Genomic DNA, 21,041 nt, shown 5'->3' on the forward strand with positions numbered 1-21,041 from the left:
TCTGCAAATGACGTTCAGAAAGCGGCGGGCACGTCCGAACGGAACGCCAAGGACAGAAAAAGCACGGCGATGGTCAGAAGAAACACAACCCCGGCAATGGGCCAGTCCCGCAGTCGCAGTTCGCCTTGATGCAGCACCCGGGCAAGCGCAGCGCCAGAGCACCACAGAAAGGTTTCGAACGCGCGCAGGATGTCGCGCGGCTGTCCTCCTTCCGGGGATGAAACGTGGCGCCACACAAGGTTCCAGAGTATCACCGACAAGAGCACGCCCAGAATGGGCGGCCAGACTGACGGCCATACCTTTCCAGGCGACAGCGTCTCGACTCTGGCTTCACCGGCCAGTGGCAACAGCCAGATCAGGGATCCCGCGGCCAATTGTAGAGCTACCCAAGGCACCCACAGCCCCGGCTTTGGGGTATGGTCTTTCTTCAAAGATACTTGCAGATTGACCAGATAGCGCGCCATCAGAACCGTTGTGCCCACTGCGGCAAGCGACATGAGCGGACCAAGCCAAACGTACCACGAGGACACTACAGCTGCCCCTTTGAGGGCCGTTTTTGCCACGGCACCACTGGTCAGGGGCAACCCCGACAAGGCCGCGGCGGGCAACAGCAAGGTCAGGAAAACCGGGCCACGCCATCTGCCGGCATGATGCGCCATGCCGACGCCCAGAAACAGGGTCCCTTTGGCAAGACCGTGGTGGACGGCATACAAAAGCGCCGCCACGATCGCCATCGGCGCAGCGTCCGGAACGGCCAGCGCGATACCGATAGGAATGGTGATCAGCCCCATCTGCGAAATGCTCGAATAGGCCAGAACGGCCTTGGGGTTGTCCTTGGTCGAACCGACCAGGGCGCCGTAGAACGCCGCGGCCAAACCGGCGATGACAACCGCAATCCCCCAGTGCGGCGCGGCAACCGCTCCGATCGGCAGGAACCGCAACCACCCCAGCAATCCCGCCTTGATCATCGCGCCGCTGAGAACGGCGCTGGCGGGTATCGGCGCCGCGGGATGTGCCAGCGGCAACCAGAAATGTAAGGGCAAGGCACCCGCCTTTATCCCGAAACTGACCAGCACAAGTGCGATCACAAGGTTCGAAGCCGCCGGATCGCGGTAAGGCAGTTCCGTGAAGCCGGCGCCCGTGATCTTGATGACCGCAACGAAAAGAAGGGTCTCGCCCAGAATGGCGAGCGCGATGTAGACCCGCGCGGCGCGCCGGGCCTCGGCGCTGCCATCGTGGACAACAAGCCCGAACGAGCTGACCCCCATCACCGCGAACAGGACAAAGAAGCTGGCTGGGTCCAGGCAGATGTTGAGGCCAAGGCTTCCAGACATCGCTGTCAGGTAGAAAGCTGCGAACCGCCCGCGCCGGGGATCGTCGGCCAGGTAACGTGATCCGAACAGGCCTGCCAACAGCCACAGCAAGCTGGTGAACAAAAGGAAGGTTTGGCTGGTCTGGTCCATGCCAAAACGTGCGCCATCGAGCAGCACGGGAACGCTGACGGTAGTGCCCAATGGCACCAGGAATGCCGAGGCAAGCGCCGGAAGCGCGGCCCAGGCGGCCAGTCTTAGGCAAAGCCCGCGACAGGCCGGCAGCGCAAGCCCGGCGGCAAGCAAAAGCGGCAGCAACGGCACAGCAAGCAGAATTGCAGAATGGACCGATACGGGGGCAAGCTGGGTCATCGGCTGCCCCCTGGTTGCCTGCGCCACCTCATGACCCAGCCCCCCCGAACAGCTGTGCGGACAGGTCTGGTCCTTCGCTCACCAAGGCAAGCGGAGCGTTGGGTGTAAGGCCCAGGAGGCAGGCGATCACCGCAAGGACCAGCGCAGACCACTCCAGCCGGCGCAGTGTCGGCGCAAAGCTACGGGCGGTCCCTGGTGCAAACGCACATGACACGACGCGATAGACGTAGACGCCCGCAAGCAGACCACCGATCAGGATCGTTGCAGTCAACCACCACAATCCGCTTTGCAGCGTCGCTTCAAGAAGCATCCACTTGGCAATGAACCCGCCACTGGGCGGCAGGCCCATCAAGCTGAGGCCGGACAGCCCGAAGGCAAGCATCGATACCGGCATGTGCGGTGCGATTTCACTCAGGTCGTCGATCCGGTCATGACCTGCCGCATGCAACATCGTGCCGGCGCTGAAGAACATCGCGGCCTTGGCGAACCCGTGCGACAGCGCAAAGTAAACCGCGCCGCCGTATCCAATGCCCTCTGTCGCGGTGACAAGCGGAAAGGCGACAAAAAGGTAACCGAGTTGGGCAACCGTCGAATAGGCGACAAGAAGCTTCAGCCTGCGCTGATAGCAGGCCAACAATGACCCCCACAGTATTGCGGCTGCCCCCAATGCACCAATCCAATGCAAGGCAGTGCCTGTCACCGCCGGCGCGAAGAGCTCGAACCACAATCGCAGCAGCAGGTAGAACGAAGCCTTGACCACCAAGGCTGACAGAATGGCACTGACCGGTGCGGGTGCATTGGCGTGCGCGGGTGGAAGCCAGAAGTGCAACGGGAAGACCGCCGCCTTCATGAGCAGTCCCGCCGTCATCAATGCTATGGCCAACCAGGTGATCGCGCCCGGTTCCATCACGCTGCCAAGCGCGACCAGGTCCAGCAGCTGGTGTTCGGCATAGAGAAGCGACACCCCAAGCAGGTAGAACAGCGAGCCCAGCAGGCTGACCAGCAGATAGCGCATCGCCGCGTTCAGCGCGGCCGCCGTGCCCGGCAATGACGCCAGCGCGACGGCGGCAAGGCCGACGATCTCTAGGGTGACGTACAAGTTGAACACGTCGGCAGACAGGAAAAGTGCGTTCAGCCCTCCCAGAAGCAGCAGCCAAAGGGGCCAGAAAAACCGTTGCTGCCTGCTTTCGGCGGGGAAATAGCCGGACGCATACACACTGACAGCCATCCCGACAGTTGCCGTCAGGATGAGCATCAGGCAAGCAAGCCCATCTGCCCTCAGTTCGATACCTAGTGGCGTTCCCCAACCGGCCACGTGATGCGTGACGGTCCCTCCGCCCCGGACCTGAACGACAAGCGTCACCGAGACGATGGCATTGATGAAGGCCGCGGAGAGACCGATTTTCGCCCCTAGGCGCCATGTCAAAAACGAGGCGGTTGCCGCTGCAAAGGGAAGCAGCATCACCCAAGCGATCCATGCAGGTTCGGTTGGTCCCGGCATTGCTATGTCCCGGCCTCGTCGTCCGTGCCGACCGACAGGCGCGTTTCACCCGTCACCTGATGCAGGCGGGTCGCCAAGGCAAGCGCCAGCGCCGTTGCACTGACCGCGACGACAACACCTGTAAGCACCATCGCGCGGGGAACCGGATCAGCGACGGAGGCGCTGCTTTCGCCGGATGATGCGATCAGCAGCAGGAACACGCCGGCATTGATGATGTTTAGGGCGATGATTTGCCGAAGCAGTTTGCGATCTGTGAAAAGACCGAAGAGGCCCAGACCCACAAGCATCGCGCCGGCGACGATGTAAGGTGCCAGGGTCGGCATCATTGCCCCTTGTCTCGCAATTTGTAGATTGGCGAGCCACCCAACGAGATCGCGGCCAACGAAAGCCCGATCGAGATGGTTGCAGCCAGTTCGATCGCAAGGATCACACCCTTCGCCAGTTCCGGGTTCAGAAACAGAAGGGTGCCCGAAGACAACAGGCTGATGGTCGCCAAGCAAAGGAACGCGCCGACCCCCATCGTCAACCCGACCTCGAGCCAGGGCCGCATCCGGGCACCGGGCTGCCACCCCATCAGCAGGGCCAGAACGCCACCTGCCGCAAGGATCGCCCCGGCTTGGAATGCCCCGCCGGGCGCTGTCGCGCCGACCCAGAGCAGGTAGCCCGCCGTCAACAGGCACATGGGCTGCAGGATCTTACCGGCCTCGCCCAGGACCGGGCCCGTGGAAACCAGCGTCGCGGGATCTGCACGCGCCGGACCAAGTGACCACATGCTGACAACGGCCAGAAACAAGACACAGGTTTCGAGGAAGGTATCGTAGCTCCGGAAGTTCAGCAGCACCGCCGTTACCGGATGGCTGGCACCGCTGTCGGGCAATCCTTCCATCACACGGTCCGCAAGCTCGCTGTTCCCCACGGGGAGACGCATCAGCGAAATCGCCAGTCCCCAAGAGATCGCGGCCGCCAACGCGCCGATCAACAGGCGCACCACGGGGGATGTGTCGTCATTCATTGTTCTGCCCCCCATCCTGCTGCGGCGGACTGCGCAGGCGCCGCCAGGCTGCAAGCAGAAGAACGCCCGTCAAACCGGCACTGATGGATGCCTCTGCCAAGGCAACGTCCGGTGCGTCGAGCCGCACCCATGCAAGTGCAACAAGCAGACCGAAGGCGATGAACAGCACGATAGCGGTGAACATCTCGTGGCTGGCAAGTGTTCTCCATGCCAACCAGATCAACGCCATCGCCAGAACGAGGTCGAAACTCAAGTTCAACGCTTCCATGGTTTCGCCCCCTTGCGAACCGCTGACTGGGCAATCAGATGGGCGGTCGTTGCTGCGCTCACCAGCACCAGGCCCCATATCAGCACCAGTTTCAGAGCAATCAGAAACTGCCCGGACATCACCGCCAGCCCCGCGACGATGAACCCCAATCCGACGTTGTCCGCTTTGGTCAGCGCGTGCAGCCGCGTGAAGATGTCCGGCAATCGAAGCATCCCCACCGTTCCGGCGAAAAAGAAACAGACCCCGATCAGAAGCAGGGGCAGCGCCAGCATCGAACTAGTTGTCATCGGTCGCTCCGCCGCTTGTCTCGCCGCGCACGAAGGCGATGGTGGTGATCGCAGCAAGCAGAGCCATGACCAGCGCGGCGTCTATCAAGGCGGGCAACCCGGTCGCGAAACTGGTCACCAGCAATACCGCAACCGCTGTCGTGCCGAACAGCTGCGCCGCCATCATCCGGTCTGCATCGCTCGGACCGCGAAACACCCGATACATTCCAGCAAGCAGGAACAGCAAAAGCAACAGGGCAATCAGCAGCAACAACGAACCCATTTCCTCACCCCGTCTCCTGCAGAAAAATGGCGGCTATCCGCCTTTCCAGTTCTCGAAGCTCCGAAGTGACCGGCATGCTGCCGTCCAGCACATGGATATGCAAAAGACGTCCGTTCAGATCCGCCGTCAGTGTCCCCGGAAGCAACCCTATCGTCCCGACGAACAATGCCGTCGCCCTCCCGGGGGGCAAGGTGGTCTGATACTCGACCATCGCGGGTTGGACTTCCCGTCCTCGAAACAGCACCAGCGTAGCGGTTGCAAGACCGCCGCGAAAAGACCCGATCAGAAAATAGGGAAGGAACCGAAGGACCCCGGACAAGCGCGCGCAACGGCCATTCAGCCGTCCAAGCCGATGGTTCGCGACCACAACGAACAGGACAAGCGGGGCACCTATCAGACATGAAGCCAGATCCCCACCTGCTAGCACCGACCAGATCGCCGCAAAGACCATGATCTGAGCCATGAACCCGCGCCACGCCGAAAAGCTCGCCTGTTGCATGCAGATCCCTTCATTCTTCGACATTGGCGCCATCTTGCCCGGACACTGTCGGTTTCGTTCTTCTGGCACCGATCAGCGCGGCAGTTCCGGGCCCTCGGAGGCCGATCGAATTGCGCCCACCCGCTTACTGCGAACTCGTGCGAACCATCCGCCAAGTCGCAAGAAGCCGGTAGCTTTGGCATGCCGATTTCCTTGTCTGCGGTCGGGCTGGCGATGATCCAGTGCGTGAAACGTATTTTTCAGCGAGAACACCGGTCAACTCGGAGGCGAGCCAAAATGGCTCATTAGCGGTTCCCGGACCGGCAATGCGGCGAAACGGCCGTCAGAGTTCGAGGTCCCTAACGTATCGCAAGGAGTCGGTCAAAGCCGCGGTCATCAGCCCGAACATCAGGAAGCCGTTTGCACCCGTCATCCCGCCTAACAGTCGGTATTCAGTCGGGACAAGCACATCGCCCAGTCCAAGCGTCGTGTATGCAATCAACGAATAGTAAAAGGCCTCTTCAAGCGTTCCAAACACGTCCGCCCAAGTGAATACGAAGGCCCAGAGCCATACGCCCAACGTGACCATCGTCATGGCCGAAAGAATGATCAACATGATGGCAAGCAATGGCTTGGCAGGAAAGGTCGGGCGCCTCAGCCATGGCTCCATCGCCGCTATCAGCCTGTCCATCGCCCACCAAACCAGGACACCACAGATCAGCGATGCAAGGGTGATGAAGGAACCAAGTATCAACTGGTAGATCATGTACTGCATCCTCCGGGACCGATGCCTGCCCCCTGCGACGAGATCCGCTCGGCGACCTGTGGGCACTCTCGCACCATCTAGGAAACGGGCGGCCTGGACTTGTCATGTTGAGTGAGCAAGAGCCCGATTCAGGGACGGCGGCCATAGCCGGCCAACCTGCTAGTCGTCGTTTTCGGACCCCATCCTTAACGTTCTTTCCTGCTGGACAAACACCCGAGCCAAATCGGCTCGCCCGCACATTGACCGGTATCGTCACCAAAAATACGCTTTTCAGGAACTCCGGCAGAAGACCGGAGCCATTTAATTGAACTGAAGAACAGCCTTGATGTATCGCGGCGTGACTACCCGCTGCATTGTCAGTTTTGCAGCCCGGCTTGAGTATCGGGCGCGGGGAGAAGAATGCTGCCACATCACGTGAAAAGCACGAAGGGCCTGGATTTGCCGATCGGCGGGGCGCCTCTGCAGTTGATCGAAGATGGGCCAGAAGTTCACTCGGTTGCCATTCTCGGGGCGGATTACAACGGTTTGGAGCCGAAAAAGCTGGTCTCGGAAGGAGATCGGGTCGTGTTGGGCCAACCGCTTTTCCAGCAGAAGAGAGACCCGTCGATCCAGTTCACCGCACCGGCGAGCGGTGTCGTTACCAACATCCACCGTGGTGAAAGGCGCGCCCTCAAATCCTTCGTCATCGCGGTCGACGGGGCCGGCGACCCGGGCGCCGACACCCGCAATGAAACCGGAAGCGATGCATCGCCCGACACGCTGCGGGCGCGGTTGCTGAAGACAGGTCTTTGGGTTGCGTTCCGCACCCGCCCGTTCAGCCGCATTCCCGCGTCCGACGCGGTGCCCCGGTCGATCTTCGTGACCGCCTGCGATACGCGCCCGCTGTCCGCAGACCCACAGGTCGTGGTTGCCGAACACGCTGGTGCTTTCGCGTTGGGGCTCGACCAGCTTGCCAAACTCGCCTCGGGAAACGTCTATCTTTGCACCGGTCCCGGATGGTCCGGTCCGACCGGGACCGCGGCGTCAGTTCGGCATGTCGTGTTCGACGGGCCGCACCCTTCCGGACTGCCGGGAACCCACATTCACAGTCTGGACCCGGTCGGCCCCGAACCCGAGGTCTGGCACATCGGATACCAGGATGTCATCGCGATCGGAAAGCTGATTGGCGAGGGCGTGATCTGGACCGAACGCGTGGTCGCGCTTGGCGGAACCGGCTTCAGCAGGCCCCGTTTGGTGCGCACCCGGCTTGGCGCGGACGTCATCGAGCTGACGGCAGCAGAGTTGGCCCCCGAAGACCCGGGCAACGATGCGGCCCGGCTCGTTTCCGGTTGCGTTCTGAGCGGCCGCCACGCACGCGGCGCCGAAGCCTACCTTGGAAGATACCACCTGCAGGTTTCGGCTGTTCCGCAGATGCGCCCCAGTCGCTGGCGGCCGTGGGCGGAACCGAGCAAGAACCGGTTCTCGTTCGGGAATTTCCTGTCCGGGTTCCTTTCCACCCCTCGGTTCACCACCGACCAGAATGGCCGCGCAACAGCCATGGTGCCCATCGACGCGTTTGAAAGAGTGATCCCCATGGATGTGCTGGTCGCGCCGCTTCTGAAGGCCCTGCTCATCCGGGATACTGACCAGGCGCAGTCTTTGGGCGCCTTGGAGATGGACGAAGAAGACCTGGCTCTGTGCTCCTTCATCTGCCCGGGCAAGAACGACTATGCCGCGGTGCTGCGCCACAACCTCGAAGCGATCGAAAGGGACGGTTGATCGGGATGGCGGAACCGAAATCAAACACAGGCGGCAACGCACGGGCCGGGTCAAGTCGGGAAACGGTCGACCTGATCGACGAGCTGCGCCTTCGGTTGGTGTGGCGTTGGACGATCCCTACGGTTTCGGCACCGCATGTGCGGGATGCCAACAGTATCGACCGACTGCTAAACCGCTTCATAATAGCCACGCTGCCCTGCTGGCTGATCGGAATGTGGAATCTCGGTGAACAAATCGCCGTGGGAATGCACATAGCCGGCATCGACAACTTGCCGGGGTGGCGGGCAGCACTGATCGAAGGGATCGGCCTGTCGATCGACCCCGAGAGCCTGGTGTCGAACTGGCTTCACGGGTTCCTCTATTTCCTTCCTGTATTCCTGACCGCCCTGATCGTCGGCGCGTTCTGGGAGATCGTGTTCGCAGCCCGCCGCGGGCGCCCGCTGGACGAAGGCGTCCTCTGCATCGCCTGGATATTTGCCCTGATTTTGCCTCCAACGGTCACATTCTTTCAGGTCGTCTACGGGATGACCGCCGCAATGATCGTCGGGAAGGCGGTTTTCGGCGGAACCGGGCGGTATCTTGTCAGCCCGGTGATCCTTGGGGTTTGCATCCTGTTTTTTTCCTACTCCAGCGTCCTGCACGGGCCAGATGTCTGGATTCCGCTTCCGGGCTACCAGGAACCGACGACCCTCGAACTGGCCATCCTCGAAGGCGGCGTGCCTGCCCTGACCGCGGTCGACTACAGCTGGTGGCTGTTGTTCGTGGGCAACCAGCCCGGACCGTTCGGCGTTACCTCCGTTCTGGGGTGCCTGCTTGGTGCCGTGTACCTCCTTGCAACCGGCTCGGCCTCGTGGCGGATCATGGCCGGATCGCTGGCCGGGCTGATCATTTCGGTTGTCCTTATCGCCTTGATCGCGCCCGCAGATCAGGCCGCATTGCAGACGCCGTGGTATTGGCACGTGGTTCTGGGCGGTTGGGCTTTTGGTACGGTGTTCCTTGCCACGGACCCGACCGCCGCGGCCACGACACGTCCGGGGCGGTGGGCCTTTGGTTTCCTGATGGGCGTCGTGACCATCATTGTCCGCCTGACCAACCCCGCCTACTTCGAGGGGGTCATTTTCGCCATCCTGCTTGCGAGCACTTTCGCCCCTCTGTGTGATCACTTTGTTGTCGAGCGCAACATCAAGCGGCGCCAGGCCCGGCTGGAGCGGGAACCATGAACCGCGATGCGTTGCGATCCCTTTTGGTCCTGGTCGGCGTCGCGCTGGTCTGTTCGATCCTCGTCAGCGTTTCGACGATCACGTTGCGCCCCATTCAGGAACGCAACGAGGCCGTGCAGAGGTACAGGAACGTTGTGTCGCTGACCGGGCTCGTGGCGCCCGGCGCAGATGACGACACGATCCTCGAGGTGGTTGCACAACTTGACGCGCGGGTGGTGGACTTGGATACGGGCGAGTTCGCTTCGGATTTGGAGCCCGGTGACATCGATGCGCGGTCCGCCGTGAACGATCCCGACCGCAGCACTGCCATTCCGGCCGAAGCAGACACCGCACGGTTGGGACGCCGCCCCAACCACGAGGTGGTCTATCTCGTCTGGCAGGATCAAACCCTGAGCCGGATCATCTTCCCGATCAGCGGTCAGGGGATGTGGTCCACCATTTATGGCTTCATCGCCTTGGAAGATGACCTGAACACCATTGCAGCAGTCAGCTTCTACGAACAGGCGGAGACCGCCGGGCTGGGTGACCAGATCGAGGACCCGGACTGGCAGGACCAATGGCAGGGCCGGAAGATGTACGGCCCGAACGGCGAGGTACGGTTCCGTGTGGCCGGTGGCGTCGTCAGCCCGTCTTCTGCGGCAGCAGCCTACGAAGTCGACGGCTTGACCGGTGCCACGATAACCGGGACCGGCGTGACGAATTTGGCCGATTACTGGTTTGGCCCGCACGGGTACGGGCCATTTCTGAAACAAATCGGCGTGGGCGCGCCAAAACGATGAAGCGTTCGATGTGGGAGATCAGAGAATGACGGTTCGGTCGACACTCTTGGACCCGGTCTTTGAAAACAATCCGGTTCTGCTTCAGGTTCTCGGTGTCTGCTCGGCCCTTGCGATCACCAACTCGCTCTACACGTCTCTGATCATGGGGGTGTCGCTGACGGCGGTTTGCACCTTCTCGAACGGTGTGATCTCGGCGCTGCGCCACTTCATCCCAAGCAACCTGAGGATCATCATTCAGATGACCGTCATCGCCACCGGGGTCGTCGTGGTGGATCAGGTATTGAAGGCCTACGCGCCGGATGCGGCCCGAACGCTTTCGGTCTTCATCGGCCTCATCGTCACCAACTGCATTGTCCTTGGCCGCGCCGAAGCCTTTGCCGCCAAGAACTCTGTCGGCATGAGCGTGCTTGACGGCATCGGCAACGGATTGGGCTACACCGCCGTGCTGGTCGTCGTGGGCACCATCCGCGAGCTGTTCGGTGCCGGCACACTGCTTGGGGTCACGATCTGGCCGGTGGCTGCAGATGGCGGCCTGTTCGTCCCCAACCAGCTCATGCTGTTGCCGCCAAGCGCCTTCTTCATCATCGGCTTCCTGATCTGGGGATTGCGGACGTGGAAACGCGAGCAAAGGGAAGCCCCGGAGTTCGACGAAACCAAGGTCCGGCCCGAGCAGCTTCCCGAACACGCGAGGAGGCACGTATCATGACCAACCTCTTCGACATCTTTCTTCGTGCGGTTCTGATCGAGAACCTTGCGCTTTCGTTCTTCTTAGGCATGTGCACTTTTCTGGCGGTATCCAAGGAAGTGCGCACGACCATCGGTCTCGGGATCGCCGTTGTCGTGGTCGAGACGATCAGCGTCCCCCTCAACAACCTCATCTACAGCCTGTTCCTGAAACCCGGTGCGCTGTCTTGGGCAGGGCTGCCCGAGCTGGACATGAGCTATCTGGGACTGATCAGCTACATAAGCGTCATCGCGGCCATGGTCCAGATCCTCGAGATGGTCCTGAAGAAGTTCGCGCCGCCCCTTTATGCGTCACTGGGGATTTTCCTGCCACTGCTGACGGTCAACTGCGCGATCCTGGGGGCATCGCTGTTCATGGTGCAGCGCGACTACACGTTCGTCGAAAGCACGGTCTACGGGTTCGGCGTCGGAACAGGCTGGGCGATCGCGATCGTCGCGCTTGCCGGGCTGCGCGAGAAGATGCGCTATAGCGAAGCGCCCGAAGGTCTTGAAGGATTGGGGCTGACCTTCATCACCGTTGGGATCATGTCGCTGGCGTTCCTGGGCATTTCAGGGATTGAGTTGTAAGATGGCCGGCACCGAAATCATCGTCTCCGTCCTGCTGTTCATGGTCATCGTGTCGAGCCTCGGGGTCCTTGTGCTCCTTGCCCGGTCGCGCCTTGTTCCCCAGGGCCAGATTACGGTGAACATCAACGACAGCCGTGACATCAAGATGGATCCGGGGGGCAAGCTGTTGGTCGCCCTGGGCGACAGCAACCTGTTTCTCGCGTCTGCATGCGGCGGCGGCGGCACGTGTGGCCAATGCAAGGTGCGGGTGCTCGAGGGCGGCGGCGAATTGCTGGCAACCGAAAAGTCCTTCATCAACAAGAAGGAGGCTGCAACCGGTTTGCGCCTCGCCTGTCAGGTCAGCGTCGACAACGACATGAAGATCGAGGTGCCCGACGACGTCTTTGGGGTGAACCGCTGGACCTGCACGGTTCGCTCGAACGAGAACCTGGCGACCTTCATCAAGGAGTTCGTCCTTGAACTGCCCAAAGGTGAGAAGATCGACTTCCGGGCCGGCGGTTACGTCCAGATCGAAACATCTCCCTACTCCCTTGATTTCAGGCAGATCGATATTCCGGGCGAATACAGGGAAGACTGGGAAAAATACAAGCTTCTCGACCTGAAATCGAATGTGACCGAGTCGACGCTGCGCGCCTATTCGATGGCGAACTACCCTGCCGAAGACGACATCATCATCCTGAACGTCCGCATCGCGACACCGCCGCCACAGGCGCCGGACGCGCCACCGGGAATCGTCTCGTCCTACATCTTCGGCTGCAAGCCCGGGGACAAGGTTGTCGTATCCGGCCCCTATGGCGAGTTCTTTGCAAAAGAGACGGACGCCGAGATGGTCTTCATCGGTGGTGGGGCGGGCATGGCGCCGATGCGGTCCCACATTCTGCACCAGTTGCGCACGCTGAAGACAAAGCGGAAGATCAGTTTCTGGTACGGCGCGCGCAGCCTGCGCGAGGCGTTCTACGTCGAAATGTTCGACAAGTTGGCCCGCGAACATGACAACTTCTCGTGGCATCTTGTGCTGTCCGAACCGCTGCCCGAGGACAACTGGACCGGGCTGACGGGGTTCGTCCACGAAGTGCTCTATCAGGAGTATCTGTCTAAGCATCCCGAGCCCGAGGACTGCGAGTACTACATGTGCGGCCCGCCGGTCATGAACGAAGCGGTGATCGACATGCTCGACTCGCAAGGCGTGGACGCCGAGAACATCATGCTGGACGATTTCGGAGGGTAATCGAATGGAAGTCCTGCTGGCCACATTCATCCTGTTCTTCATCAGCATGCTGATCTTGGTTGGCATCCAGGTGCTTCGAAACGGTGAGCTGCCAACCGGCTGCACCCCCGGCGGGTGCCAGCGTTGCCGCAAGGATTGTCCGAACAAGTCGGCGTCGGCTTCAGGAACCGACGAGGAAAGGGGCTGATCATGCGTGTGCGCGACTACATGACCCGGACCGTCATCTCGGTCAAACCGGACACAGAGATTTTGCGAGCTCTGCACCTAATGCACGCGCACGACATATCCAATGCGCCAGTAGTCGACGACAGGGGCGCGCTTACCGGCATCCTCAGCGACCGGGACTGCATAAGGGGCGTTCTGCAGGCCACCTACCATTCAGAACTTGCGGGGCTCGTCGGCGATTTTATGGCAAGCGATGTCAAGACCGTGGGCCCGGACGAAGGCCTGATCAGCGCCACCCGCAGCCTGCTTCACCTTCCGCACCGGCTTTATCCGGTCGTTGCCGGTGGCGATCTGGTCGGCGTGATCAGCCGGCGGGACATCATCGCCGCATTGACGGATCGCTGGCAGTGGTCGAGTTGATGGGTGACGCATGAAATTCTGGCGCAAAATCTCGAAATTCAACTCGGTCCGAAGCCCGATGGCGGCCGTGATGTTTGCGGTGGTCAGCATCCTTTCGGTGGGTGTCTGGCTGGACGGAACACAGGCTCAAAGCCTTCGGAACCTGCCGGAGGCAAAACACACCGACGGCGGGCCGGAGGCATGCCTGACCTGTCACGGCGGCCCGGAGATGACGCTTATGGCCGAGACACCGCACGGGGACGCGGACAATCCCCATGCGCCCTATGGTCAACAGGGGTGCGAGTCCTGCCACGGCCCGGGCAGCTTTCATGTTTCAAGTGCCCGGGGGGGTGTCGGGTTCCCGCCTCTCAACGATTTCAGCTATGCCGGGCGGCCCAAGGAGGGCCAGTTCGACACCTGCCTGGGTTGCCACGCCAACACGTCCGGGGGGCGCCTGGGCATAGGTTGGTTGGGCAGCTCTCATGATGTCAGCGGCATGACCTGCTCGACCTGTCACGAGGTTCACGCGACCGAGAACCCGTTGGCAGAGCTGGCAGGGCAAAGAGCCCTTTGTGCAAGTTGTCACGGGCTGACAAATTCGAAGCACGAAGACTTCGAAAACAACGGGATACAGATCGAAACGCTGCAATGCGCAACATGCCACGACCCGCATGATCTGTGATCAAGCGTCGGATATCCGCGCAAATGCCGGGTGTACGGAAGCCGTGGAAGAAAGCCACTGAATGCAGTTTTGCAGTTCAAAGGGAGGAGATTTGATGGATTGGAAGACGCCGAGACCAGATTTGATCGCCGCAGCCGGCATTGCCTCGGCGCTTTCCGCGGCGATTGTTTTTGCCTCACCCGATGGGGACGATCCCCGGATTGAAGCCTGGGCCGAGGAATGGCCGGACTACGTTGAAATGTACATGACCACCAAAGAGATGGACAATCCAACCCCCTTTGGCGGCAACTACCCGTACAGCAAGCTGATCCGCTATCCGGGCAAGCAGGCTCTTTGGGCAGGCTATGCCTTTGCCGTCGATTTCAACGAAGATCGCGGTCACTACTATACGCAGATCGACCAGATGGAGACCAAGCGCAACGACAAGGAATATCTCAATGCTCATGGTCTTCCCGCCTTCAACGGCCAGCCCGGCGCATGCATGAACTGCCACAGCGGCTGGTCCCCCATACTCACCGAAGAGATGGGTTGGGCCGAGTTCAACCGCACACCCTATTGGGATACGATCGAAAAACTTCGCGGTGAATACGGGCATGGTGTCGAGGGCGCTCAACTGGGCAGTTCCTGCAACGATTGCCACAACCCGTCTGACATGAGTCTGCGCGTGAACAGGCAGGCATTCATCGACGCCATGGTGATGCGCGGCTACGAAGAAGACCCGGCGAGCGGGCTCAAAGGTTCGCCGCGGGAGATGCGCGACTATGTGTGCGCGCAATGCCACGTCGAATACTACTTTCAGGGTCAGGACGCGATCCTGACCTATCCCTGGACCGAGTGGCCAAAGGATCAGCCCCTGCGCTTCGAGATGGTCGAGGAATACTATGACACCGCGCGCGAATCCGGCGTGTTTGCGCAGGACTGGACCCACGCGGTAACCAAGGCCCCGATGCTCAAGATGCAGCACCCGGAATTCGAAGTGGTGTCGAGCGGGGTTCATTCCAGCATGATCGGATGCGTCGACTGCCACATGCCGAAAACCGAGTGGAACGGGCGACAGGTGACCGATCACACGATGGGTTCACCGCTGAAGAAGATCGAAAACTGCCTGAGCTGCCACAACAGCATGACCGCCGACGAGATGTATCAGCGGGTCTATGACATTCAGGTGGACGTGATCGCGGCCTATCTGACGGCTGAAAAGGCGGTGCTTGCCCTGATCGAAGACGTCGCGACGGTTCGCGAAACCCTCGCCGGACTGGAACCCTTCTCGCAGATTGCGGACGCAGCCGAGCGCGAAGGCGCAATCAGCGAAGAACTGTCACTGGTGCTCGACTATCACCGGCGCGCCAGCATGCGTTGGGACTGGATCGGTGCGTCCAATTCGACAGGTGCACACAGCCCCGGAGAAGCCCTGCGCGTCCTCGATCAAGCTGTCGACATGGCCCAGGATGGTCAGGCGCTGTTGGTCGAAGTCGCGGCCCGGCACGGTATCGAGCTGGTCCCGACGATCAACCCGACCCTGCCGGACGCCCCTGCCCCGATCCGTGGCGACGACATTGTCGGCTCGCTGCCGCCGGCAATCGCCCATGCCGCCGACCGCAGGGTTCAGGACCGGCTGACCCGCGTGGCCGCGGCGGAAACCACGAGCAATGACGCCATGCCATCGGTTGACGGAAAGCAGGCCTTTATCGACGCAAACTGCAGCCAGTGTCATTCCGTCAGCAGCGAGGACATAACAGCGACGATGATGGGGCTAGAGATCGATGGCATCGGCGGCCGCCGCGATGCGGCCAACATCGAGGCCTATCTGCGCGCAGGGCCGCCTCATCCGCTTGCCTGGACTGGAAGCGACGCGGATCTGTCGGCGGTCGCGGAATGGCTGGCGTCAAAGTGATCTGCGCTGATGGCGGCGAACCGTTTGCGGCCATCACCCAACAAGCGACCCGCCCGATCGGGTGCGTCGGCAGAACGTGTCAGGGAGATGTTTCATGAGTAGAGTTACAGGAATTATCGGATCAGCCGTCTTGGCGGCAGGGAGCCTTGCCGTGCCGGCGTCGATATCTGCCGCCCCGCCGGACGATTGGTCGAACATACCCACCACGACGATTAAGCTGTTCTATCCCGGGGTTTCAAGCTCGCAATGGCTTCGCAGCGAAGAACACGGCGTCGGCGCCCTCATGGTGGCGCAGGGGCAGCCCTGCTCGGCTTGCCACACAGACGCCGAGGCGACACTTGGCGACGGCATCGTTGGCGGCGGACGGCTCGAGCCGAACCCCATCGACGGCAAGAACGGGGTGATCGACCTTGCCGTTCAGGCCGCCTATGACGCCGAAAACCTGTATTGGCGTTTTCAGTGGAAAACCAACGCGGATCGCCCCGGGCAGATGCATGACTACATGCGCTTCAACGGCGAGGCGTGGGAATTCTATGGCGGACCGCGTTCCAGCGACCGGGTGCGCAACGGCGACACCCCACCGCTCTACGAAGACCGGATCGCGATGATCATCGATGACGGAACGGTGCCGCTCTACCAGGAGCAGGGTTGCTGGCTGACCTGTCATCTTGGCCAGCGCGACATGCCGGAACGCCCAACAGCGGAACAGGTGCGCGGTCATGACCTGCTTGGCGCGGTTCTGAATGTCGGGGACGTAAGGAAGTACCTGCCCTCCAGCCGCACCGATGACGGTTCGAGCTGGGACCAGACCAAGTCGGCGGATGAAATCGCCCAAATCAAGGATGACGGCGGTTTTCTGGATCTGATGCAGTGGCGTGGTGCGCGAAGCAATGCGGTCGGCATGTCAGACGACGGGTATGTTCTGGAATACCGGTTGTTTGATGAAGGAAAAGGCCCGTTCAGCTGGAATGTCGACCGGTCGACAATGACCCCCATCTACATGTTCGATGAGGGGGTGACGGGTCTTCTGTCGCTGACGACGGACAGCGTGGGCGACCTGTCGAAACCCTTTGCGATCATTCGGGAAGAAAACGCCAAACCCTATGACGCAAGCCATGGTTGGATGACAGACGATGTCTTGCCGGGCCGGCTGCTCAGCCGCGAAGACGCCACCGGTTCAGCCGCCGACAACGCCCGCTCGGAAGGCGTTTGGAAAGACGGAGAATGGACCGTGACCTGGACGCGCCCGTTGGATACCGGCCACCCGCAGGACGACAAGATCCTGCGCGACGGAAACGCCTATACGATCAGTTTCGCAGTGCATGACGACAACGTGACGACGCGCTTTCACCATGTCTCGTTCCCGTTCAGCCTAGGCCTCGGCGTGGCAGCCGACATTCAGCCGGTGAAGCTTGAGCATTAGAATTGGCCCAGTTCGACCACACCAAAGCGGAGCACATAACATGATGAGCAGACGGACGTTTCTAGCAGGAACCGCCGGGGTTCTTTACGGCGTGACTCTCGGCTCCGCCTACCCGGCTTGGGCCAAGGAAGCCGGGTTGGACAGCTTGTCCGGCAGAGTGATGGGCACGTACTACCGGATCGTGTTTCCCCAAGGCCTCGGCTTCGACGACGGTCTTCAACTGAACGTGCTTGGAACCTTGGCCGAAGTCGACCGGCTTATGTCCACCTACAAAGCGAACTCCGAGGTTTCATTGTTCAACGACGCGGCGCCCAACTCGCCGGTGGCATTCTCGGACCTCACCTGCAAGGTCGTCGAAGAAGCACGACGTATCCGTGACCTTACCGAAGGCGCCTTCGATCCGACGATCGGCCCCTTGGTGAACCTTTGGGGTTTTGGCCCCCTTGGTGGATCACACAAGGTACCCAGTGCACGCCAGGTCTCGAAAACGGTGGGTGTCGTCGGCATGGATGGGCTGCACTTGAAGGACGGCAGCTGCTGGAAGACTACCGCCGATCTTGCCATCGACCTCAACGGTATTGCCAAGGGGTTTGCGGTGGACCGGCTTGCGACCATGCTGGATGCGCTGGAAGTTCCCGGCTATCTCATCGACATAGGTGGCGAGCTGCGGGCCAAGGGGCAGAAGCCTGACAAGTCCGGGTGGCGTGTCGGGATCGAACGCCCCGAGCCGGCGGAAAGAAAGGTTCACCGTGTGCTTCAGTTGCAGGATCAGGCGGTAGCGACATCTGGGGACTATCGCGACTTCTTCACGGTGGCGGAACGAAACTACAGCCACGTCATTGATCCCCGCACCGCGCGGCCAGTCGCGCATACTCTGGCCTCTGTCACCGTTGTCGATCGCCAAGCAATGACCGCGGATGCGCTTTCAACGGCCTTGATGGTAATGGGGCCGGACGAAGGGTTCGAGTTTGCACAACGAAATGGCATCGCGGCCAGTTTCATTCTCCGGACCGAGGGAGGATTGGCCGACAGGCACACGGACACCATCCTGCCGTGGCTGGAAAAGCAGTCCTGACCGTGTAGGCCATTCGGCACGACCGAACAAGGACAGGGGTTCGGAAATATCCATGGAATGCTGTCCCTGCATGCCTTTTGCAGTGATGTTCAACCAGCCATCGGCTGCGCGTCGGCAAGACTGACATCCGTCGGCCGCAGCAGATACCAGTATCGGGCCGGCATTGGGTCAACAACTGAACTGCTCTTGATCCTTACTCGCCACCTGCTGTCAAAGATGACAGCATGCAGCTGTCCAAGACTGGCCTGAGAGTGCCATGCGGGGGGCTTTCGTATTCGCATCTCACCAAAATTTCTCCTGCCGGCGCGCCGGCTTGATCCCCGAACTCGCTATGCCAGTTTGACATTTGATGTTTCGGCAATCACTTATTTGCGTATCGCTCTGCTTCAGCTTGGAATGCTCCGGATGGAACTTGACTACACCGACGACGAACGTGACCAGCTGCGCCTCTGGCGAAGGTGGAAAATCACGTTCGACTGGTTCAACTACCCCGAACCCCTGCAACGCGTTCACCAGGCCTTGTTGGTGCATCGTCAGCCATGGAGCACCCGGGCGCTGGCCACCTACACCAACATGCCCCAGACATCTGTCCGCCGTCAGCTGGACCTTCTGGACGCGGGAAACGCGATTGAGCGGACCGAGCACGGTGTGCAGATCAACCAGATGCAGGTTGCGTTCAACTCCAGCTTTCATCGGGCGATCGCCGATTACGTTCACGGCGGGGTCCACCTGAACAAGGAACTGCTCGAGGTGTTCAAACAAGGGTTCGGCCCCGAAGCGGCTAACTTCGAGATGTTGGAGAACCACGTGTGGTGGCCCGTCATCAAGAAAGCAGAGAACGGCATCTTTTGACGCCGCCGGTGTTTTCCGGGGCATGAGCAACCAAGACTGCCGCCCGCCCGCAGGTCCCGAAGCCGCAAGCTTGCTACGGGAGCGGAATCATCAATGCCGGTAGTCAGTCGGTGGTGCCTTCAGGGTCGCCCAACAAGAAGGCATCGCCGATGACCTTCTTCCCGTCCAGGCTGTGAACCTTGCCGCCGACGTAGAAGATGATTTCGCGGCTCGCGATCACCCGACCCGCATGCCTTCCCGTGCACAGCTCCAGCGCGCCTTCGGACATCACCTCGACCGGTTCCAGCATGTCGGGATTGGTCTTCGCGATCATCCGGGTAAAGCCGGCCCCCGAGGTCAGAACGATGGCCGTCGGGCGCATCGAATTGACGAAAATGCCATGTGGTTGAAGCTCGCGGGCAAGGGCCAAAGTCGCGCGGTCCAGCGCGGCCTTGGTCGTTCCGTAACCGCCCATGGAATACGTCGCCTCGATTGGAATGCCCGCCCGACCAGGAAGTTCATCGACCCGGGCCGAACCGCTTCCGATGTTCAGGATCCACCCCGCCCCCCGCTTCTTCATTTCCGGCAGACATTGCCGGGCAAGGTCCACCGGGGCGATGACGTTCAATTCGAACATGAAGGTCATCTCGCTGTTTTCGATCTCGGTGAGCGACTTCATGATTCCGTAGGCGGCGTTGTTCACCAGAATGTCGATGGGTCCGAAGAAGGCGCTTGCCCGATCCATCAACCCGGCACGCGCCTCGGGGTCCGCCAGGTCGCACGCAATCGCGGCCGCCTTGCCGCCCATTGCCTCGATATCCGCCACGGCGGATTCGAGCGTTCCCGGCAGGCCGTCTTCTTCCCCCATCACGGGTGCGTTCAAGACCACCGATGCCCCTTCCGAGGCCAGCCGCATGGCGATTGCCTTGCCGATCCCCCGGCTCGCGCCCGTTACAAAGGCCACCCGGCTATTACAGCGTCCCATTTTTCAAATCCTCCATGTTTTCCGTGCCGATCGAAAACTACCCGTGACCGACCTCACGTGGTTGCAGCCTCAACGTTCCGGTCCCGCGGGGTCAGGTCGCAGCCGTACGACCAACCATGGCAACAACCAGAAGCAAACTGCGCCGAATGCCAGATCCCTCAGGTAGATCAGATGCATGTCCTGCTCCAACAGGACTGGCGCCGTGCCGATGGTCAGGAAGGCGAAAAGCCCGAAATTGCAGACCAGCGGCAGCATGTCCTTGATCTTGCACGCAATGGCCAGAATGATTGCAATCAGCGGGACGATCACCGCGATATCGCCGAAAAGCGCAGGAAACTCCGCAATCGACCAGGAGATCAGAAGCCCAACCGCACCGCCGACGAAGATCCCGGGCGCCTGATCCAATTTCATGCCGGTGGCGCTCCAGACGGTGACCGCAACAAAGGCGATCCAGGGATTTTTGAGACCAAACAACGACGTGACAAAAAAATAGCTTCCGGCCGCGACCAAAACACCAAGCGTGATCAGAACCGCTTTCCAGAATGGTAGATCCTGCACTTTCCCCGCTCCTGAATGCGTCGTCCGAACCTAGGCGCCGATCGGGCCGTCAACCATGTGCGTGGCGTCTGTCCCAGCCGAGCCGGCGCATTGCACTCCGCCATCGGGAAAGTGCTCCACGGCCCCCTTCTGATCGTAGTTTGGCAATTGAACCACCTCTCAAGAACCCGGTGCACAGCACTGGTTTACTAAAAACTGTCGCCCTGATTTGACCTCGCACGCGCTTTGATAATGGGTGGTGGCTTTGATTTGTCCAAATCGAAGTGAGCCAAAATGGCCCAGGACTTTTGCGACAAGGTTTTGTCCCTTAGCAATACTTGCAGTTGAGGAAAGGTCTCTCTTCCAAGGCATGAGTTTTTTGACCCTAGAACCCGGTCGGAACCCGTTGAACCAGAGGACGTCGATAGCAGTGACAATCGGCTTTCAAACGATGTGCGATCCGTTCGACCCCGTCCTTCAAATGCACACACAACCAGG

24 protein-coding genes are annotated in these 21,041 nt (G+C 60.8%); 13 read left to right on the top strand and 11 right to left on the bottom strand.

The genetic code is table 11. The features are described 5' to 3' along the window. Positions 1 to 14: 14 nt before the first annotated feature. The 9 genes from ACR0NY_RS07535 to ACR0NY_RS07575 all read right to left on the bottom strand — a co-directional run bounded on the left by ACR0NY_RS07535 (position 15) and on the right by ACR0NY_RS07575 (position 6,256). Positions 15 to 1,682 (bottom strand): complex I subunit 5 family protein, encoded by a 1,668-nt coding sequence (locus tag ACR0NY_RS07535; RefSeq protein ID WP_170368209.1) that lies wholly within the window; start codon positions 1,680 to 1,682, stop codon positions 15 to 17. Positions 1,683 to 1,710: 28 nt separating this feature from the next. Then, positions 1,711 to 3,183, bottom strand: a complete 1,473-nt coding sequence (locus tag ACR0NY_RS07540; protein WP_170340511.1) for a complex I subunit 5 family protein — start codon at positions 3,181 to 3,183, stop codon at positions 1,711 to 1,713. Positions 3,184 to 3,185: 2 nt separating this feature from the next. Then, complete coding sequence (locus tag ACR0NY_RS07545; protein ID WP_217355050.1) at positions 3,186 to 3,506, bottom strand: NADH-quinone oxidoreductase subunit K; 321 nt, start codon at positions 3,504 to 3,506, stop codon at positions 3,186 to 3,188. Next, the gene (locus ACR0NY_RS07550; protein WP_170340508.1) at positions 3,506 to 4,195 is read right to left on the bottom strand and encodes an MnhB domain-containing protein; all 690 of its coding nucleotides are present in this window, start codon (positions 4,193 to 4,195) and stop codon (positions 3,506 to 3,508) included. The genes ACR0NY_RS07545 and ACR0NY_RS07550 overlap by 1 nt, the downstream gene beginning before the upstream one ends. After that, positions 4,188 to 4,463 carry a Na(+)/H(+) antiporter subunit B gene (locus ACR0NY_RS07555; RefSeq protein ID WP_170340506.1) on the bottom strand — a complete coding sequence of 92 codons (276 nt, stop codon included), beginning with the start codon at positions 4,461 to 4,463 and terminating at the stop codon, positions 4,188 to 4,190. The genes ACR0NY_RS07550 and ACR0NY_RS07555 overlap by 8 nt, the downstream gene beginning before the upstream one ends. Continuing rightward, positions 4,451 to 4,750, bottom strand: coding sequence for a monovalent cation/H(+) antiporter subunit G (gene mnhG, locus ACR0NY_RS07560; RefSeq protein ID WP_170340504.1), 300 nt, complete (start codon positions 4,748 to 4,750; stop codon positions 4,451 to 4,453). The genes ACR0NY_RS07555 and mnhG overlap by 13 nt, the downstream gene beginning before the upstream one ends. Further along, a complete protein-coding gene (locus ACR0NY_RS07565; protein ID WP_170340502.1) occupies positions 4,740 to 5,012 on the bottom strand; it encodes an MrpF/PhaF family protein in 273 nt (90 codons plus the stop codon). Before ACR0NY_RS07565 ends, mnhG begins: the two co-directional genes overlap by 11 nt. Before the next feature lie 4 nt (positions 5,013 to 5,016). After that, a complete protein-coding gene (locus ACR0NY_RS07570) occupies positions 5,017 to 5,535 on the bottom strand; it encodes a Na+/H+ antiporter subunit E (RefSeq protein ID WP_170368208.1) in 519 nt (172 codons plus the stop codon). Positions 5,536 to 5,833: 298 nt separating this feature from the next. Next, positions 5,834 to 6,256, bottom strand: a complete 423-nt coding sequence (locus ACR0NY_RS07575; protein WP_170340499.1) for an ion channel — start codon at positions 6,254 to 6,256, stop codon at positions 5,834 to 5,836. A 399-nt stretch (positions 6,257 to 6,655) separates the two neighbouring features. Here ACR0NY_RS07575 and ACR0NY_RS07580 point away from each other — a divergent pair, with 399 nt between their 5' ends. The 13 genes from ACR0NY_RS07580 (at position 6,656) to ACR0NY_RS07640 (ending at position 19,042) form a co-directional block, all read left to right on the top strand. Further along, a complete protein-coding gene (locus ACR0NY_RS07580; RefSeq protein WP_170340497.1) occupies positions 6,656 to 8,014 on the top strand; it encodes a Na(+)-translocating NADH-quinone reductase subunit A in 1,359 nt (452 codons plus the stop codon). A gap of 5 nt (positions 8,015 to 8,019) precedes the next feature. Beyond that, positions 8,020 to 9,234: an RnfABCDGE type electron transport complex subunit D gene (locus tag ACR0NY_RS07585; RefSeq protein ID WP_170340495.1), complete on the top strand. Its 1,215-nt coding sequence runs from the start codon at positions 8,020 to 8,022 to the stop codon at positions 9,232 to 9,234. Then, positions 9,231 to 10,013 carry a Na(+)-translocating NADH-quinone reductase subunit C gene (locus ACR0NY_RS07590; protein ID WP_170340493.1) on the top strand — a complete coding sequence of 261 codons (783 nt, stop codon included), beginning with the start codon at positions 9,231 to 9,233 and terminating at the stop codon, positions 10,011 to 10,013. The genes ACR0NY_RS07585 and ACR0NY_RS07590 overlap by 4 nt, the downstream gene beginning before the upstream one ends. 25 nt (positions 10,014 to 10,038) lie before the next feature. Then, the gene (locus ACR0NY_RS07595; protein WP_170340491.1) at positions 10,039 to 10,719 is read left to right on the top strand and encodes an NADH:ubiquinone reductase (Na(+)-transporting) subunit D; all 681 of its coding nucleotides are present in this window, start codon (positions 10,039 to 10,041) and stop codon (positions 10,717 to 10,719) included. Further along, the gene (gene nqrE, locus ACR0NY_RS07600; protein WP_170340489.1) at positions 10,716 to 11,324 is read left to right on the top strand and encodes an NADH:ubiquinone reductase (Na(+)-transporting) subunit E; all 609 of its coding nucleotides are present in this window, start codon (positions 10,716 to 10,718) and stop codon (positions 11,322 to 11,324) included. The genes ACR0NY_RS07595 and nqrE overlap by 4 nt, the downstream gene beginning before the upstream one ends. Before the next feature lies 1 nt (position 11,325). Next, the gene (gene nqrF / locus ACR0NY_RS07605) at positions 11,326 to 12,552 is read left to right on the top strand and encodes an NADH:ubiquinone reductase (Na(+)-transporting) subunit F (RefSeq protein WP_170340487.1); all 1,227 of its coding nucleotides are present in this window, start codon (positions 11,326 to 11,328) and stop codon (positions 12,550 to 12,552) included. Positions 12,553 to 12,556: 4 nt separating this feature from the next. Continuing rightward, complete coding sequence (locus ACR0NY_RS07610; RefSeq protein WP_170340486.1) at positions 12,557 to 12,739, top strand: hypothetical protein; 183 nt, start codon at positions 12,557 to 12,559, stop codon at positions 12,737 to 12,739. A gap of 2 nt (positions 12,740 to 12,741) precedes the next feature. Continuing rightward, on the top strand, positions 12,742 to 13,137 hold the full coding sequence (locus ACR0NY_RS07615) for a CBS domain-containing protein (RefSeq protein ID WP_170340485.1): 396 nt from the start codon (positions 12,742 to 12,744) through the stop codon (positions 13,135 to 13,137). Positions 13,138 to 13,147: 10 nt separating this feature from the next. After that, a complete protein-coding gene (locus ACR0NY_RS07620) occupies positions 13,148 to 13,798 on the top strand; it encodes a cytochrome c3 family protein (protein WP_170340483.1) in 651 nt (216 codons plus the stop codon). Between the two features lie 94 nt (positions 13,799 to 13,892). Continuing rightward, entirely contained in the window at positions 13,893 to 15,692 is a 1,800-nt protein-coding gene (locus ACR0NY_RS07625) for an ammonia-forming cytochrome c nitrite reductase subunit c552 (protein ID WP_170340481.1), read from the top strand. Between the two features lie 94 nt (positions 15,693 to 15,786). Beyond that, entirely contained in the window at positions 15,787 to 17,115 is a 1,329-nt protein-coding gene (locus tag ACR0NY_RS07630) for an ethylbenzene dehydrogenase-related protein (protein ID WP_170368207.1), read from the top strand. A 43-nt stretch (positions 17,116 to 17,158) separates the two neighbouring features. After that, positions 17,159 to 18,190 carry an FAD:protein FMN transferase gene (locus ACR0NY_RS07635; protein WP_170404250.1) on the top strand — a complete coding sequence of 344 codons (1,032 nt, stop codon included), beginning with the start codon at positions 17,159 to 17,161 and terminating at the stop codon, positions 18,188 to 18,190. Positions 18,191 to 18,595: 405 nt separating this feature from the next. Next, positions 18,596 to 19,042 carry a hypothetical protein gene (locus ACR0NY_RS07640; protein WP_170368205.1) on the top strand — a complete coding sequence of 149 codons (447 nt, stop codon included), beginning with the start codon at positions 18,596 to 18,598 and terminating at the stop codon, positions 19,040 to 19,042. A 103-nt stretch (positions 19,043 to 19,145) separates the two neighbouring features. On the opposite strand, the gene ACR0NY_RS07645 is transcribed toward ACR0NY_RS07640, so the two are convergent. Together ACR0NY_RS07645 and ACR0NY_RS07650 are read right to left on the bottom strand one after the other, a co-directional pair. Continuing rightward, complete coding sequence (locus ACR0NY_RS07645; protein WP_170340473.1) at positions 19,146 to 20,006, bottom strand: SDR family NAD(P)-dependent oxidoreductase; 861 nt, start codon at positions 20,004 to 20,006, stop codon at positions 19,146 to 19,148. Between the two features lie 69 nt (positions 20,007 to 20,075). Next, entirely contained in the window at positions 20,076 to 20,564 is a 489-nt protein-coding gene (locus tag ACR0NY_RS07650) for a hypothetical protein (protein ID WP_170368204.1), read from the bottom strand. Positions 20,565 to 21,041: the final 477 nt, after the last annotated feature.

This window comes from Ruegeria sp. BJ5 (genome assembly GCF_056537865.1).

What these genes read in the sequence shown, in the direction of transcription:
- ACR0NY_RS07535 (WP_170368209.1), bottom strand. Translation starts at nt 1,682, where the DNA reads ATGACCCAGCTTGCCCCCGTATCGGTCCATTCTGCAATTCTGCTTGCT.
- ACR0NY_RS07540 (WP_170340511.1), bottom strand. Translation starts at nt 3,183, where the DNA reads ATGCCGGGACCAACCGAACCTGCATGGATCGCTTGGGTGATGCTGCTT.
- ACR0NY_RS07545 (WP_217355050.1), bottom strand. Translation starts at nt 3,506, where the DNA reads ATGCCGACCCTGGCACCTTACATCGTCGCCGGCGCGATGCTTGTGGGT.
- ACR0NY_RS07550 (WP_170340508.1), bottom strand. Translation starts at nt 4,195, where the DNA reads ATGAATGACGACACATCCCCCGTGGTGCGCCTGTTGATCGGCGCGTTG.
- ACR0NY_RS07555 (WP_170340506.1), bottom strand. Translation starts at nt 4,463, where the DNA reads ATGGAAGCGTTGAACTTGAGTTTCGACCTCGTTCTGGCGATGGCGTTG.
- mnhG (WP_170340504.1), bottom strand. Translation starts at nt 4,750, where the DNA reads ATGACAACTAGTTCGATGCTGGCGCTGCCCCTGCTTCTGATCGGGGTC.
- ACR0NY_RS07565 (WP_170340502.1), bottom strand. Translation starts at nt 5,012, where the DNA reads ATGGGTTCGTTGTTGCTGCTGATTGCCCTGTTGCTTTTGCTGTTCCTG.
- ACR0NY_RS07570 (WP_170368208.1), bottom strand. Translation starts at nt 5,535, where the DNA reads ATGTCGAAGAATGAAGGGATCTGCATGCAACAGGCGAGCTTTTCGGCG.
- ACR0NY_RS07575 (WP_170340499.1), bottom strand. Translation starts at nt 6,256, where the DNA reads ATGATCTACCAGTTGATACTTGGTTCCTTCATCACCCTTGCATCGCTG.
- ACR0NY_RS07580 (WP_170340497.1), top strand. Translation starts at nt 6,656, where the DNA reads ATGCTGCCACATCACGTGAAAAGCACGAAGGGCCTGGATTTGCCGATC.
- ACR0NY_RS07585 (WP_170340495.1), top strand. Translation starts at nt 8,020, where the DNA reads ATGGCGGAACCGAAATCAAACACAGGCGGCAACGCACGGGCCGGGTCA.
- ACR0NY_RS07590 (WP_170340493.1), top strand. Translation starts at nt 9,231, where the DNA reads ATGAACCGCGATGCGTTGCGATCCCTTTTGGTCCTGGTCGGCGTCGCG.
- ACR0NY_RS07595 (WP_170340491.1), top strand. Translation starts at nt 10,039, where the DNA reads ATGACGGTTCGGTCGACACTCTTGGACCCGGTCTTTGAAAACAATCCG.
- nqrE (WP_170340489.1), top strand. Translation starts at nt 10,716, where the DNA reads ATGACCAACCTCTTCGACATCTTTCTTCGTGCGGTTCTGATCGAGAAC.
- nqrF (WP_170340487.1), top strand. Translation starts at nt 11,326, where the DNA reads ATGGCCGGCACCGAAATCATCGTCTCCGTCCTGCTGTTCATGGTCATC.
- ACR0NY_RS07610 (WP_170340486.1), top strand. Translation starts at nt 12,557, where the DNA reads ATGGAAGTCCTGCTGGCCACATTCATCCTGTTCTTCATCAGCATGCTG.
- ACR0NY_RS07615 (WP_170340485.1), top strand. Translation starts at nt 12,742, where the DNA reads ATGCGTGTGCGCGACTACATGACCCGGACCGTCATCTCGGTCAAACCG.
- ACR0NY_RS07620 (WP_170340483.1), top strand. Translation starts at nt 13,148, where the DNA reads ATGAAATTCTGGCGCAAAATCTCGAAATTCAACTCGGTCCGAAGCCCG.
- ACR0NY_RS07625 (WP_170340481.1), top strand. Translation starts at nt 13,893, where the DNA reads ATGGATTGGAAGACGCCGAGACCAGATTTGATCGCCGCAGCCGGCATT.
- ACR0NY_RS07630 (WP_170368207.1), top strand. Translation starts at nt 15,787, where the DNA reads ATGAGTAGAGTTACAGGAATTATCGGATCAGCCGTCTTGGCGGCAGGG.
- ACR0NY_RS07635 (WP_170404250.1), top strand. Translation starts at nt 17,159, where the DNA reads ATGAGCAGACGGACGTTTCTAGCAGGAACCGCCGGGGTTCTTTACGGC.
- ACR0NY_RS07640 (WP_170368205.1), top strand. Translation starts at nt 18,596, where the DNA reads ATGGAACTTGACTACACCGACGACGAACGTGACCAGCTGCGCCTCTGG.
- ACR0NY_RS07645 (WP_170340473.1), bottom strand. Translation starts at nt 20,006, where the DNA reads ATGGGACGCTGTAATAGCCGGGTGGCCTTTGTAACGGGCGCGAGCCGG.